At 41.7% G+C, this 13,956-nt stretch carries 10 protein-coding genes; 6 read left to right on the top strand and 4 right to left on the bottom strand.

The window, feature by feature from the left end:
• Position 1 precedes the first annotated feature (1 nt).
• The 3 genes from BR06_RS0108770 (at position 2) to BR06_RS0108760 (ending at position 3,686) form a co-directional block, all read left to right on the top strand.
• Complete coding sequence (locus tag BR06_RS0108770) at positions 2 to 622, top strand: phosphatase PAP2 family protein (protein ID WP_031482097.1); 621 nt, start codon at positions 2 to 4, stop codon at positions 620 to 622.
• A gap of 1 nt (position 623) precedes the next feature.
• Complete coding sequence (locus BR06_RS0108765) at positions 624 to 2,258, top strand: ArnT family glycosyltransferase (RefSeq protein WP_031482096.1); 1,635 nt, start codon at positions 624 to 626, stop codon at positions 2,256 to 2,258.
• Positions 2,259 to 2,465: 207 nt separating this feature from the next.
• Complete coding sequence (locus BR06_RS0108760) at positions 2,466 to 3,686, top strand: response regulator (RefSeq protein ID WP_031482095.1); 1,221 nt, start codon at positions 2,466 to 2,468, stop codon at positions 3,684 to 3,686.
• A gap of 149 nt (positions 3,687 to 3,835) precedes the next feature.
• Here BR06_RS0108760 and BR06_RS0108755 read toward each other — a convergent pair whose 3' ends face one another.
• A complete protein-coding gene (locus BR06_RS0108755; RefSeq protein ID WP_031482094.1) occupies positions 3,836 to 5,488 on the bottom strand; it encodes an NAD+ synthase in 1,653 nt (550 codons plus the stop codon).
• A gap of 205 nt (positions 5,489 to 5,693) precedes the next feature.
• Here BR06_RS0108755 and BR06_RS0108750 point away from each other — a divergent pair, with 205 nt between their 5' ends.
• Positions 5,694 to 8,471, top strand: a complete 2,778-nt coding sequence (locus BR06_RS0108750; protein WP_031482093.1) for a hybrid sensor histidine kinase/response regulator — start codon at positions 5,694 to 5,696, stop codon at positions 8,469 to 8,471.
• A gap of 71 nt (positions 8,472 to 8,542) precedes the next feature.
• Positions 8,543 to 8,884 carry a hypothetical protein gene (locus BR06_RS0108745; RefSeq protein ID WP_031482092.1) on the top strand — a complete coding sequence of 114 codons (342 nt, stop codon included), beginning with the start codon at positions 8,543 to 8,545 and terminating at the stop codon, positions 8,882 to 8,884.
• 67 nt (positions 8,885 to 8,951) lie between these two features.
• Here BR06_RS0108745 and aroC read toward each other — a convergent pair whose 3' ends face one another.
• Both aroC and aroL read right to left on the bottom strand, forming a co-directional pair.
• Positions 8,952 to 10,004: a chorismate synthase gene (gene aroC / locus BR06_RS0108740; protein WP_031482091.1), complete on the bottom strand. Its 1,053-nt coding sequence runs from the start codon at positions 10,002 to 10,004 to the stop codon at positions 8,952 to 8,954.
• Entirely contained in the window at positions 10,004 to 10,546 is a 543-nt protein-coding gene (gene aroL, locus BR06_RS0108735; RefSeq protein WP_034602945.1) for a shikimate kinase AroL, read from the bottom strand. Before aroL ends, aroC begins: the two co-directional genes overlap by 1 nt.
• 201 nt (positions 10,547 to 10,747) lie before the next feature.
• Between aroL and BR06_RS0108730 the strand changes: the two genes are divergently transcribed.
• The gene (locus BR06_RS0108730) at positions 10,748 to 13,273 is read left to right on the top strand and encodes a mechanosensitive ion channel family protein (RefSeq protein WP_031482089.1); all 2,526 of its coding nucleotides are present in this window, start codon (positions 10,748 to 10,750) and stop codon (positions 13,271 to 13,273) included.
• A 171-nt stretch (positions 13,274 to 13,444) separates the two neighbouring features.
• Here the strand turns inward: BR06_RS0108730 and BR06_RS0108725 are convergent, their stop codons facing one another.
• Positions 13,445 to 13,861 (bottom strand): rhodanese-related (seleno)protein, encoded by a 417-nt coding sequence (locus tag BR06_RS0108725; protein WP_407637426.1) that lies wholly within the window; start codon positions 13,859 to 13,861, stop codon positions 13,445 to 13,447.
• Positions 13,862 to 13,956 lie beyond the last annotated feature (95 nt).

Below are 13,956 nucleotides of genomic sequence, written 5' to 3'. Positions count from 1 at the left end.
AGTGACAAGATTCATTCATAGATATTCCAGCATATGCCATTTCATACTGGCATCACTACCGCTCTTGGTTGCCCTTGCGCTGATGTTCTGCATCTTCGGAAGTGAGGCCGCAATTACAGAATGGTGCAGGGCTCACGCTTTAGCTAACCCTGATTATAAATCCATCGCGAAAATAATTACGGATTGGGGCAACGCAATATTTTATCCTGTCTACTTGTGGTTTTTAATCACAGGCATCCGGCAAAGAAAGAAATCAAGACTCAGATTTGCGCTTGTATTTTTGGCGGTGCAACTTGTTGTCAGCCTGATTACCGTACGATTTTTAAAAATAGCGATAGGACGACCACGCCCGGGAGAAGGGTTGCTTTTTGAACCGTTCTCTACTCGCGGGGCTTATAACTCGCTCCCATCCGGACATACCTGCGAAATTTACGGGGCATCACTGCCTCTTGTTCTAAGATACCGAACCTTGCTGCTAACCTTGCTATTAGGTTTATTTGCAGCAGCTGTGGCGCTAAGCCGCGTATATCTCACATGGCATCACCCGAGTGATGTTTTCTTCGGCTGGATGCTAGGCTCGGTTGCGGGCTTCGCTACTCACCTTTTTTCAAAAGAGAATTAAAATGAATAATAAATCATCCCTTATATGGGATTTCATGGAAAAGAATCCATGGATCAGCGTGCTGATACTTCTTGCTTTACAATCTATGTTCACAATGGACTACCGCTCGCTCTGGTTTTCAGACGAGGTCCGCTACGCAGAAGTATACCATCAGATGAAAGATGCCGGTCACTGGCTGGTTATGTACCTTAATGGAGTCGCATACCCAGACAAACCTCCTGTATATTTCTGGTTCCTGTCACTGATAGACACTGTTACTCCGGCAGACGGCATAAGCGTGTTCTTCCTAGGTTCAGCACTCTCAGCGGGAATATTCCTAGCATCTACGGTAGCTTTAGCTAAGACTCTCGGCTGCGGACGCAAAACGACCCTCGCAACCGGACTTGTGCTGATTACCAACATTTTCTTCATAGGTATTGCGCATTATTCACGCATGGATCTGCTTTTTGCCAGTTTCATAATCTGGACAAACATTTGCCTATTCAAGGCTTTTCATTCAAACAACGCGCCGCGCTGGATTCTTTCCGCCTTCGCTCTTATGGGCATAGCTACACTGACAAAAGGTCCGCTCGGCATAGTCTTTCCGCTGCTTACGGCTGTGTGTTACCTTTTCTGGAAGCAGAAACTAAGCATGCTTCGCAGTAAGGCTGTATTGAAAGGAGCTGGAATCCTTGCCGCAATATTATTAGCATGGGTAGTTGGCGCAATAATTGTCGACGGTACCGAATTCATTCATAATATTTTCTACAAACAAATATACCAAAGGGCTGTAAGCTCTTTCCATCATGAAGAGCCTTTCCAGTATTACCTGGTAGCCTTTCCGTTAGCGTGGCTTCCGTGGACTATGGCTATATTCGCTGTTCCACTAAAAATAATGTGTAATATGGAATACTGGCGAGGACTTACCACTCATAGAAAAAGCACTGAAAACGATGGTAGGGACTGGGCATGGATAATGTTCATCAGCGGCTTTGTAATGCTGACCTGCCTTAGCATCAAAGTGCTTATCTACATCCTTCCGCTATTTGCACCTCTTGCGATTCTCACAGCCAGAGGACTTATGGGAGAAGGAGATGCACCTCCCGTTATTAATTCAAAAAAATTATGGATAGCTATCGCATGCATTTACCTGCTTCTTGCTGTAGCCACTCCATTTGCTGAAATACTGTTCCCGTTTGATTTTGCACTGCAAGGACTTTCATTCACCGTTTTAATTTTAGGATTAGGTGGACTGGCCCTGCTTGCTACCAGAAATTCCGGCAAAAAAATGGGTCTACTTATCATGGCCACAACCATGACTCTGTGGATTCAGCCCTTAGCGCTACAAACACTGCCTTCACTTGATCCCCTCATGAGCCCGCGCATGACCGGTGAAATAATGAAAGAATATGTGGAACAAGGCAGCTACCCGCTTGCACATAAAATATACTCCGGCATTTTCTCCTACTATGCAGGAACAAATATTCACGAAACAAGCGATTTCGCTGAGATCGAAAGGATTCTTGAAGAACAGGATAAAGTTATCCTAGTAATGCAGAGAAAATACTTTGACCGCTGGGAAAATCGTCCCGACAATGTAGAAATAATCAATGAACAGTTCATTTCTGATCGTCCCTACGTTCTTCTCAGCAAGTAACTGCTGCCCCTAAATAACCTAAAAAGGGTTGCTCCGGTTTAATTCGGAGCAACCCTTTTTTCATGAAAAAAATCAAAGCAAAAATTAGTAGAATTATCTATCCTTTTTAAGTTTTCAATTACATAGCTGCATGCTATCTTTAAGCTCAATATAACTACAAGCGTGCTCCCTTTTAATAATAACCCCAAATGATTTTAAGGGTAAAATATGCCACTATCTAAGAGAAATATCCTCATTGTAGACGAAGAAAAATCACAACTTGAAACTTTGAAAAAAATGCTCCACCCCATGCACGACAAGTGGACAATACACCCCGCGGAGTCCTCCGAGGAAGCATTGGAGTTGCTCGAAATTCAACCCTTCGATATAGTAATCGCTGATTTCAATATCAATGGATTTCCTGACGGTACTCTTCTAACAGAAATAAAAAAAAGCCAGCCTGGAGCTATCCGTTTTATTTATTCAAACCGTAAAGATGCAGATAACTCCATGGAATATGCCATGTTGGCGCATCAGTTCATAAGCAAGCCATGTTCTTCAGATGAACTAATCAGCGCAATAAAACGAAGTCTCACGTTAAAAAACATTTTTTTGAACGAAAAGGTTTCGAAAGCAATCACATCAATTGATGAACTTCCGAGCATGCCGGACCTATATATCAAACTAGAAAAAGAACTGAAAAGCGAAGAGGCTTCAATACATAAGATCGGCAAGCTTATCAGCGAAGATTTAGGAATGACCGTTGGAATACTCAAGCTGGTGAACTCATCCTTTTTCGGACTTTATGCCAACATATCAAGTCCTGAAAAAGCGGTCTCGCTACTTGGAATAGATACAATCAAAGGGCTGGTACTTGGAATGCACCTCTTTGAATCCAACAAAAATAGCAGCATAGATTTTTCAATTGACGAACTTGGAAAGCATTGCCAGTACACAGGGCTAATAGCACGTATGATAGCTAAGGCCGAAGGTGGCGATAACGATATCTCTGAAAACGCTTTCCTTGCCGGATTTCTACACGACATAGGCAAATTGATCCTCGCTTCGTCTTTTCCATGCGAATACACTGAAATTCTTAATAATGTGCGAAGTGAGAACATCCCCATTAAAGACGTCGAAAAAGAGATTTTCGGATTCACCCATGCCGAGGTTGGAGCATACCTGCTAGCCTTATGGGGGTTTGATGAATCTGTAGTCGAAGCAGTGTACTGCCACCACGATCTTTCTCAATCAAAAGAAAAAGGATTCACTCCAGCAGTAGCCGTTCATGTGGCAAACACCTTCGAACATGAACTACACCTCCGCAATGAAGAATATGCCCCTCATGTTCTCAATGCGGACTGGCTGGAGCAAAACGGATTTTCAGAAAAACTTATTCATTGGCTCGAACTATGCGCAGAGCAAGTTGAAGAATCCAATGGGAGCTGATTATAAAACCCGAGTTATAATGATTCAGCATCTGCGCAAGCAGTCTGACCCCGCCTCTATTTAATAATAAAAAGGCTCAAATCTGGTAATTTTATCATACCAGATTCGAGCCTTTTGCTTTTGATCTTTATTAGCTAGAAAAAAGAGTGCTAGCCCGTAAAGCGGCAAGCAATCGGCATTCTCCACCCAGTGCCAAAAGCTCTGGATGTTATTTTTAGCCCCGGAGCGGCCTGCTTGCGTTTAAACTCTGAAATTTTAATCAGCCTTAAAACAGCTGTTACAATCTCAGGATCGAAGCCTGTTTCTCTTAAAATTTCCGTCTCAGACATATGGTGCTCAACTCTAAGTTCAATAATGCGGTCTAATACTTCATATGGAGGCAGCGAATCCTCATCCTTCTGGTCTGGACGAAGCTCTGCGGAAGGCGGTTTCTCGATGGTAGCAACGGGTATGACTTCGCCCATCCCCTGTTCGTTCAGCCATCTGCAAACTCTAAAAACGAGCGTTTTATAAAGGTCCGAAATAACAGCCAACCCACCAGCCATATCTCCGTAAATAGTACAATAACCAACAGCAAGTTCGCTCTTATTGCCAGTAGTAATAAGCAAAGCGCCCATCTTATTGGAAATAGCCATCACAAGATTTCCACGTATTCGGGACTGAATATTTTCTTCTGCAACATTTTCAGGCAACCCTTCAAATGAATGAGCTAGCGCCTGCTCGAAAGTACCCATAAGATCATGTATCGGAATAGTCGTTGATTTAATGCCCAAATTTTCCACGAGAGCTAACGAATCATCAACACTCCCCTTGCTGGAATATGGAGAAGGCATTAGCACTCCCAGAACATTTTCAGGCCCCAGAGCTTCAGCAGCAACAGCGGCAGTTAAGGCTGAATCAATCCCGCCGGAAAGTCCCAGAACCACCTTTTTGAAGCCAGTTTTCCCCAGATAATCGCGAAGCCCGAGCACCATAGCATTCCAAGCTTCCGACTCCTCACAAAAATCATCTTCCTCTACTTTTCCGACTCCGCTCTTAACATCTACAATAACGATATCGGAACGGAACCCCTTACCACGAGCAGTAAGTTTGCCATCACTGTTAAAGGCACAGCTTCTGCCATCAAAGACGAGATCATCATTACCGCCCACCTGATTTGCGTACACAACAGGCACTTTATACTTTGAAGCGATAGCTGAAAGCATCTTTTCACGAACTAGCTGCTTTCCTATATTAAACGGAGAGGCAGAAAGATTAATCAGAACATCAGGCTTATTGCCCATTATTTCAGATAGAGGATTTCTTCCATAGCGCGGACCATCTCCACCACTCTTGCGATCATTCCATACATCTTCGCAAATGGTCACGCCCATCTTAATGCCATCAAATTCAAAAAAATTAACTTCTTCAGAAGGCTCGAAATATCTTTGTTCATCAAAAACATCATAGGTTGGCAACAACCACTTATAAAACACCCGAGGCACAGCTCCACGCTCAATTAACCACGCGGCATTGCGTAAAGGGTTACCAGTTCCATCATGGTTAAGATCGACACCACCTGCAATCAAGGCAACATCTTCAGGAATCTTGCGTGACAGCTCAGCAACAGCATCTCTGCACCGCGTCACAAAATCAGAATTAAGCAGTAGATCCCGAGGGGGATAGCCGGTAATAGCAAGCTCGGAAGTTACACAAATTTTTGCGCCGCGCTCCGCAGCATAATCTACCCCATCAAGAATGAGCTTGATATTCCCTTCAAGGTCCCCAACCGTCAAATTCAGCTGTAGCAAAGCTATTTTCATTATGTATAGTCCGTCCTTATTCTTAATAAATGTGGTTTTTATTTAACTTGCACGGACAAACTTGTCCACAAACCTCTTGAGTTGCCACGACCGCACGCAACCGTTTTGTTTATCTTGCAGTGAATATGCCGTAATGATAAAGAAATAAAGTAATTCATACTAGTAATTTGATTCTCACTTTTATCCAAAGAACAACGGGCTTAAATTGTTTAAAATAGACAAAGTTCAAACACGAATAAGTATACAGATTATACTGATTTCAGTGCTAGCTTTCATAATCTCCGGTGCTTACGATTATTCATCCATGCGCAAAAACATGCTTGAAGAGCTGAATCACAAAGCAGACGGCCTTATTGAAAGACTATCTGAATCATTGATTCCTCCTCTTTGGAATGTTGATCAATCCGCTATAAACAGAATTATTTTATCCGAGATGAATGATAAAAGAATAAAAGCAATAATTGTAACTGAAGATAATGGAAAAACCGTTTTTGCTGGAAAAACACGTAATAAGGACTGGGATATAATTGAGTTTACGGCATGGCCCCGTGGAGATTTTATTAAACGCAGAGCCCCGATTACGGTATTAAAACAGCCGATTGGGACAGTTGAAATTTTCTTAAGTCAAAGATTTATTCAAGAAGAATTATACAACTCAATATTACAATCTCTTTTTAGAACTATGCTGCTTGTTGTTCTCCTTATGGTGACCACTTTTGTCGCCATGCGGAAGATTCTTATTACCCCTATTATCAAACTATCAAAAACAGCCCGGCAAATTTCCGTTGATAAAAACTACAGCGCTAGGGTTGATTTTAAATGCCAGGGCGAAATGGCTACTCTGGTTAAAGACTTTAACCACATGCTTCAACAGATTGAAGAACAGGATTTGACACTTAAAGAGAATCGAGAACAACTTAAGCAGAAAATACAACAGAGTAATAAAAATTTAGCTAACAGTTATGAAGAACTAAAAAGTATTAACTCAGAACTTGAACTTGCCAAAGATGAAGCGGAAGCAGCGTCTCGCTCCAAAAGTCAATTTATGGCCAATGTAAGCCATGAAATCAGAACTCCTATGAATGCCATTATCGGTATGGCTGACCTGACTCTCGCAACAGATGTTACACCTAAGCAAAATGATTTTTTAAAAATTATAGTCACTTCAGGACAAGTTCTCCTCAGACTTATTAATGACATTTTAGACTTTTCTAAAATGGAAGCCGGGAAACTTGAGCTTGAAGAGGTCAATTTTGATCTCCATCAATTGATTGATGACATAGCCGATCTTTTTGTTGAACAGATGATCGCTTCTAAAACAGAGCTTGTTATTAACATCATGCCAGACGTTCCCAGAAGAATAATGACGGACCCTGTCAGGTTACGACAAGTTCTAGCAAACCTTACCGCAAATGCCTTTAAATTTACCCATGAAGGCAAAATAACTATTACGATTAAAGCTGGGATAATTGCAGACGGACGAACAGAGCTTCTCTTTTCCGTAAAAGACACTGGAATAGGAATAGCAAAAAAGGTGCAACCGGATCTGTTTAAGGCTTTTAGACAGGCAGACGGGTCAACTACCAGAAAGTATGGCGGAACAGGCCTCGGGTTGACCATATCCAAAAGAATTGTAGATATGATGGGCGGAGAGATCTGGGTTAAAAGTAAACTGGATGAAGGAAGTTCATTTTTCTTCACGCTCTATCCACAGCTGGTTCCCAATGCCCAGCCGATAAACTACACACTACCCGCTGAACTTCAAAATCAGCCAGTACTTATAATTGATGACAATCAAGCTGTACGGGCCGTACTGGAAAAATATCTACAGCAATTCGGTTTTATCTCCGAAAGCAGCTCTTCTGCCGAAGAAGGCATTAGAATGATGAAACTAAAGAAAAGTACTCCATATAAATTCATACTAATGGATTTAAATCTTCCGAAAATGAAAGGAGATGAGGCGGCTAAAGAAATAAGAAAGGATTATTCCAATGATGAACTACCTATTATTATGATCACTGCAACAGACATTAATAAGGCAACCGAAAAAGCTAAAAAAGTAGGCATAACAAAAGTTCTAGGAAAGCCTCTGAAACAAACGATCCTTTTTGAAACTATTTTAAATATATTCGGGCATGATAGTGACGTAAAGCAGATTAGTGAACCGATCCTCTACAATGAATTGATGTTTAAAGGTTTTAAAGCCTTGCTCGTGGAAGACAACCCCATAAACCGACAAGTTGCAATTCAGATTTTAAAAACTACAGGTCTGACAATTGAGTCCGCAGTTGACGGCCTTGAAGCTGTAAAAATGGTCGCAGAAAACAGCTACGACATTGTCCTTATGGATATCCAAATGCCTATTATGGATGGATATGAAGCGACCAAAGCTATACGTACCGAATTGAAATTGAATGACCTGCCGATCGTAGCAATGACAGCCCATGCCATGCGCGGAGATAAAGAAAAATGCTTACAAGCAGGCATGAACGATTACATACCTAAACCCATAGATAAAAATCAAATGATGAGCACCATCAAAGCTCACCTGTTGCCCCTACCTTCCGCGGTAAAAGATAACTCAGCTCCCAAGCCTGAAACAAGGACTACCAATACTGAAGAAGAGGATTTATCCAAATATCAGCAGTTGGACATCAAAGAGGCTTTAGAGCGAATAGGTGGAGACATGGATATCTTAATCAGTATCCTCAATAACTTTAACACCTACAACTCAAATTTCGTAAGTAAACTAAGCCCCATGCTTGAAAATAATGAACTAAAAGAAGCGGGAGATCTAGCTCACAACCTCAAAGGATCAGCTGCAAACCTATCGGCAGTTGCCCTTTCTAAAGCAGCGTTAAGACTTGAAAGATCGTGCAGGGAGAATCAGGAGGAAAATGCATCCTCAGCTTTAAACGAAGTAGGTCTAGAGTTGGACTTGTTAAAAGAAGATATTGTTGCCCTCACTCAAAACCTTTCTTGAACTGTCTGTTGATATTCATGCATAATTAAGGCAGAAATCTTTCATCACAAAGACTTAAAGAGGATAAAAATATGGCTCTTATGTTTGGAAGTCCAGCCAGAAAAGGACGTAGATCTCAGGAAGATGCCAAGAAAGAACAGCGGCTTGAAATGGCCCGCAATCTTTACTTAGGCGGAAAACTTAAAATAGTGACCATTGAGGAAATTCCCAATAGAGACGTAATGGGAACTTTCGGACTGGTCGTTTGTCGTAGCTACAACTTTGATAATGCTTTCTATGGGTTAATAGCTCAAGCAATGGATGCTAATGCCGACGCAATTCTCGGCTACCGCGAGGCGGTTTCATTCCATCCTGAAGGGGATAGGTTTTATTCATGCTATGGGACAGCAGTCAGGCTCAAAAAGGCAAAATAAATTTTAAAAAAAATGGGAGCACAATTTATAATCGTGCTCCCATTTTACTATAATATTCAGATATTATTTATTTCATTCTACGCTGCAAGAGAAGGTGGTCGGCAACAGTAAGCATTGCCATAGCTTTAAGAACCGGCACGATACGCGGAATAGCGCATATATCGTGCCTGCCTCCAATCTTTATCTCCGCAGAATGGCCTTCGTTATCAACTGTCTGCTGTTCAATACTGATAGACGGAATGGGCTTCACGAACGCCCTTACAACTATATCCTGTCCGCTTGAAATACCACCAAGAATTCCACCAGCATTATTAGACAAGAACCCTTTCTCGTTAATAAAGTCATTATTTTCAACGCCCGTAGCATCTGCGGAAGCACAGCCCGAACCAATTTCAACGCCCTTCACCGCGCCGACAGACATCAGTGCGTAGGCAAGACGTGCATCGAGTTTATCAAATACAGGCTCACCGAGTCCGGCAGGAACTCCTTTCACGCAAACTTCAACAACTCCGCCAAGAGTATCACCTGCGGAGCGAACTTCTTTTATGCGTTTTTCCCATTTTTCGAGAACATCAGCATCAGGGCTGAAAAACAATCGGTCACACGCACTATCAGGATCAGTTACGACTGCATCTATACCGCCTATGCGCACAGTATAAGCATTGAAAGTTATCCCCTCACCCCGCAAGATCTCCTGCGCCACAGCACCAGCGGCAACACGGGAAACTGTCTCCCTTCCGGAAGAACGTCCTCCGCCTCTGTAATCTCTGAAACCATATTTAGCATCATAACTGAGATCAGCATGACCGGGTCTGTAGACATTCATAATTTTTGAATAATCTCTGGAACGCTGGTCGGTATTCTCAATATGAAAACCTATGGAAGTTCCGGTGGTCTTACCTTCAAAAACACCAGATAAAATTTTTACTTTATCAGCTTCCTTGCGAGCAGTTCCGGCAATGCCTGATCCGGGCTTGCGCCTGTCCAGCTCAAGCTGAATAATGTCCTCATTCAACTCAATACCAGCAGGACATCCATCAATAACTCCGCCAAGACCGGGACCATGAGATTCCCCATAAGTGGAAACCTTAAATAGATTGCCGAAAGTATTACCGCTCATTATTTTCCGTCTCCATTCTCAATCAAATTAAATTCTTTTACAATTCCAGCGCTAAGTCCCTTGATACTATCAGCTCCGCTAACAATAACCGTCGCCGAGTCTGAATATAAGCTTTCTCGCTCTTCCAGAACTTCACGAACCTCTTCCGCCAAAGGCTTACCTGTAAGCGAAGGTCGCTGGCCATGTTCAGGATTTACAGACAGACGCTGAACCAGAGTATCTACATCTGTCTTTAAATAAACAGTAAAACCTTCTTTCAAAATTTCAATATTTTCCGTGCGAACAACAATGCCACCACCACAAGAAACAACTACATTATCAAGTTTTGAAAGAAATTTAAGGACTTTAGTTTCTAAATCACGAAATGCATCCCATCCATTATACTCAACAAAAGTAGATATTTCACACCCTGCTTTTTCAAGGATAACCGCATCGCTGTCATAAAAATCAAATTGTAATGTTTTGGCAACAGCTCTGCCAACCGTAGTTTTCCCGCAAGCCCTGGGACCGATCAAATAAATTTTACTCAAGGGCAACTCCATACCGCAACAATATATATAAAAATGTTTGTTTTCTTTGTCGCAAACACCTAAACTGCAAAAGCAAAACCAGCAAAACGTTTTTTAGTTTTAATAATAAAAGAACTATCTCAGAATAAACAGTATAAAGGCAGTCTGATCCAGTCAGTTAATCACCATTCTTAAACGTAAACATACCGGACTTGTCAAGCACCGGAGAGCCAGATGACCATATACAAAAGAAATACAATTATCCTGATTACCACCGTCCTGATGCTACTGAGCCTCTCTTTATTCAATTCCGCGCGGGCAGAATCGAATAAAGCAACTTGGACCTTCATGGTTGAAGGTATTGAACAGGATATCACTGAACAAAACGCAGCGGTGCTGATTCTTCAAAAAAACCTACCCGCTATGGTCAAAAAGTTTAACCACAGCATCAACAAAGCAAAAGATAGACTAGACCAACTAAAACTTCTCCGCGGACTGGCTAAACGAACTCCATGGTCCTATAGAACAATCCTACTACAATTGGATGACCTTAACGATTATGTTTTAAATGCCAAAAAGAGTCTTCTTATTGAAAAGAATCGTCTCAAAAACATAAAAAAAGACATTGATATTTTGGCACAGCTAAATATTGAAGATAGTCTGAAAGCTAACGTAAAAAACAATCTACTACAGCAAACCTACCAAAAATTTAATGAAATACATGAACACGCAAGTACGATCAAAAAGGAAATAGATAAATACTTGAGCCGTGCAGATCGAGCGATAGCAGCCATTGAAGAAAATAAAGTTCTGACAACTACGTATTATAGAACTTCAATGGAAGGGTTCTATTTTGAGGCTGGACCGACATTACTCGAACTAAGCAGTTGGCAGGATATCTCATACTCTTTCCACGAATGGAACAGAAGCCACTCTAAATTTTATTATCCTCTTTTCGTATGGGTCAGCTGGACTGACTTCATGATCTATTTAGCTATTATATCTTTGATATGCTGGGTAGTACTTCGCCAAGCAGTCAAAACCCTGCTGAGACGCCCATCATTTATAAAGCACTCAATGTCCGCTTACAACCTTGGACTGATAATGCTTTCACTGGGAGCCGGAATATTTATATCGCGCAAGGTAACCCTCTTCACTTCAAATCAGATTACAGGCCTGATATGGACTGAGCTTATCACTTTAGGGATTATAATTTGCGCACGGAATTTTTTATGGGCAAGAGAGAAAAGCCAACCAGCCCCGCTAATCTTTACTCCAATGTTTACCCTCTGGGCTCTTATGACAGCAGGAGACATGCTTCACATGCTGACCATGCCGGTAGATTGTATCGGTACAATCTGGATATGCCTCAGCCTGATTGCGTTAGCGGTGATGAGATCTAATAGAAAAAGACAGTCCTTAGGAATAACAAAAACAACATCTAAAGTTTCAATGTATATTCTCGGCCTAGGAGCTTTCGCAACCATCTTTGGGTTCGGAGCGCAGGCCATGATTGCGACTCAGCTCTGGTTCCTCTTTCTTGTCACGCTGCAAATATGCAACGCGCTAAAGACGGTCATGACCGCGCCTGAAATGCCTGATGCTGTTGAAGGAACTGAGGCAGCAACTGAAAATGGTAGTGCTGAAGATAAAAATGAAGCTACTGAGCCTATAAAAGTTCAGCCAGCCGAAAAACGACAGCAGAACCAGATGGTCCAGATGCTATACCCGCTCTCGGTTTCGGTTATCATCTTTATGTTCATAGCATGGGCAATGGCATATATGGGCGGCATACCTTTTGCGAAGTTTGTTTTTAGGCACATGGATATTAAAATTGCCGGCGCGGCGATTTCTATTAAAAGCCTATTTTACATCCTAATTTTATTTTTCACATCGCGCCTGATTCTATTCTGGCTCAAAACCCTGGTGTCATCGACATCTATTGCCGGGCGCAAACTTGAATCAGCGCTAGCTCATACTTTCTCGACTATCGGATCTTATCTGGTCTGGGTAATCTTTATCATTTCAGCATTGTCATTGCTTGGAATTCCGATGTCGGCATTGACTTGGATAGCAAGCGGGCTTTCTATCGGTATTGGTTTCGGCCTTAAGGATATCGTAAGCAACTTTGTCAGTGGCCTGATTATCCTATTCGGTGGCTCAATTAAAAAAGGTGACACCCTGCAACGTAACAAGCTTATAGGAGTGGTTGAAGATGTTTCCATACGAAACACAACCATGCGCGCACTGGACAACAGCATGGTAATCATTCCAAACTCAAGCTTCCTCAAAGGTGAAATTGTAAACCTTAACTTCCGCGATTCCAGAATACGCGTAGCAATTCCGATAACTCTTGTTCCGGGATCGAAGATTAAAAAAGCAAAAAAATTAATGCTTAAAATTGTTAAGAAACATCCGAAAGTATTAGCTGATCCAGAACCAAGCATCCTTTTCAAGAGATTCGGACAACTTGGGCTGGACTTTGAAATATATTTTTGGGTTGAAAAGTTTGAAGATCAGTACACTACTGAATCTGAAATCGTTGATAATTTAGATCAGAGTTTCCAGGATAAGAAAGTTAAAGTCTCTTTCCGCGGAATTAAGAATAAGTACAAACCTAAAGGTAATGAAGCAGCTCAGTTGGCCGCCCAGCGTGACGCCTTGAAAGAGAAACGTAAAACAATCAGTAGATATTTCAGAGTGGCAGCACTTAGAAAACATAGAAATCTACCGAAACTGGAACGAGATAAACCTGTGTAAGTATAAACCTTCATAGGATAACGTCCACACTCAAACAACAGATCTAGCTTAATTAAAAGAACCTCCCGGCGACACACCGCCCGGAGGTTCTTTTTTGCGCAAACAAAAGCGGCCATGTAACTAAATACATGACCGCTACTTCAATCTTATAATGCTAATTTTATAAACTTACTATTTCTCTGTAACAGGATACTCGCCTCTATGCCATGCGTGCCATCCACCGAGAAGTACACTTACATTAGTGTAACCCATTTCAACTAATTCCTGCGCCACCCGGGCGCTGGTGTATTCGTTAGGTCAGGCACAATAAATTATAATTTCAGCATTCTTCGGTATTTCAGGTGCCCATAAATCTTCAGCACCGGGCTTACCACGGACAGCTCCGGGAATAATCAGCTCACTTCCCCGCCAATCAGAGCCACTACGAGAATCCACTATAACTAACCCGTCAGAGCCAAGCTTACTTTTAAGCGTTTCGACAGAAACAGTAGTAAATCTCTCGGCAGAAGCAGGACTTGCAGTAACATAAACTGCTGCGACCGTTATAAACATTGTAAATATAAATAATAAAACGATACGGTTTTTCACTTTTTTCTCCTTATCATTTGGAGTTACAGGGATTATTTCTTCTAGAAATTTAGAAGTAGGTTAAGAATATCATAATCTTGTGACTATTCAATAAT

Source organism: Maridesulfovibrio frigidus DSM 17176 (assembly GCF_000711735.1).
Taxonomy (GTDB): domain Bacteria; phylum Desulfobacterota; class Desulfovibrionia; order Desulfovibrionales; family Desulfovibrionaceae; genus Maridesulfovibrio; species Maridesulfovibrio frigidus.
Note: the sequence above shows the minus strand (reverse complement) of the source record. Positions and strands in the feature narration are given on the sequence as shown.

Excerpts from the sequence above, each read along its gene's own strand:
- BR06_RS0108765 (WP_031482096.1), top strand. The coding sequence starts at position 624 with ATGAATAATAAATCATCCCTTATATGGGATTTCATGGAAAAGAATCCA.
- BR06_RS0108760 (WP_031482095.1), top strand. The coding sequence starts at position 2,466 with ATGCCACTATCTAAGAGAAATATCCTCATTGTAGACGAAGAAAAATCA.
- BR06_RS0108755 (WP_031482094.1), bottom strand. The coding sequence starts at position 5,488 with ATGAAAATAGCTTTGCTACAGCTGAATTTGACGGTTGGGGACCTTGAA.
- BR06_RS0108745 (WP_031482092.1), top strand. The coding sequence starts at position 8,543 with ATGGCTCTTATGTTTGGAAGTCCAGCCAGAAAAGGACGTAGATCTCAG.
- aroC (WP_031482091.1), bottom strand. The coding sequence starts at position 10,004 with ATGAGCGGTAATACTTTCGGCAATCTATTTAAGGTTTCCACTTATGGG.
- aroL (WP_034602945.1), bottom strand. The coding sequence starts at position 10,546 with ATGGAGTTGCCCTTGAGTAAAATTTATTTGATCGGTCCCAGGGCTTGC.
- BR06_RS0108730 (WP_031482089.1), top strand. The coding sequence starts at position 10,748 with ATGACCATATACAAAAGAAATACAATTATCCTGATTACCACCGTCCTG.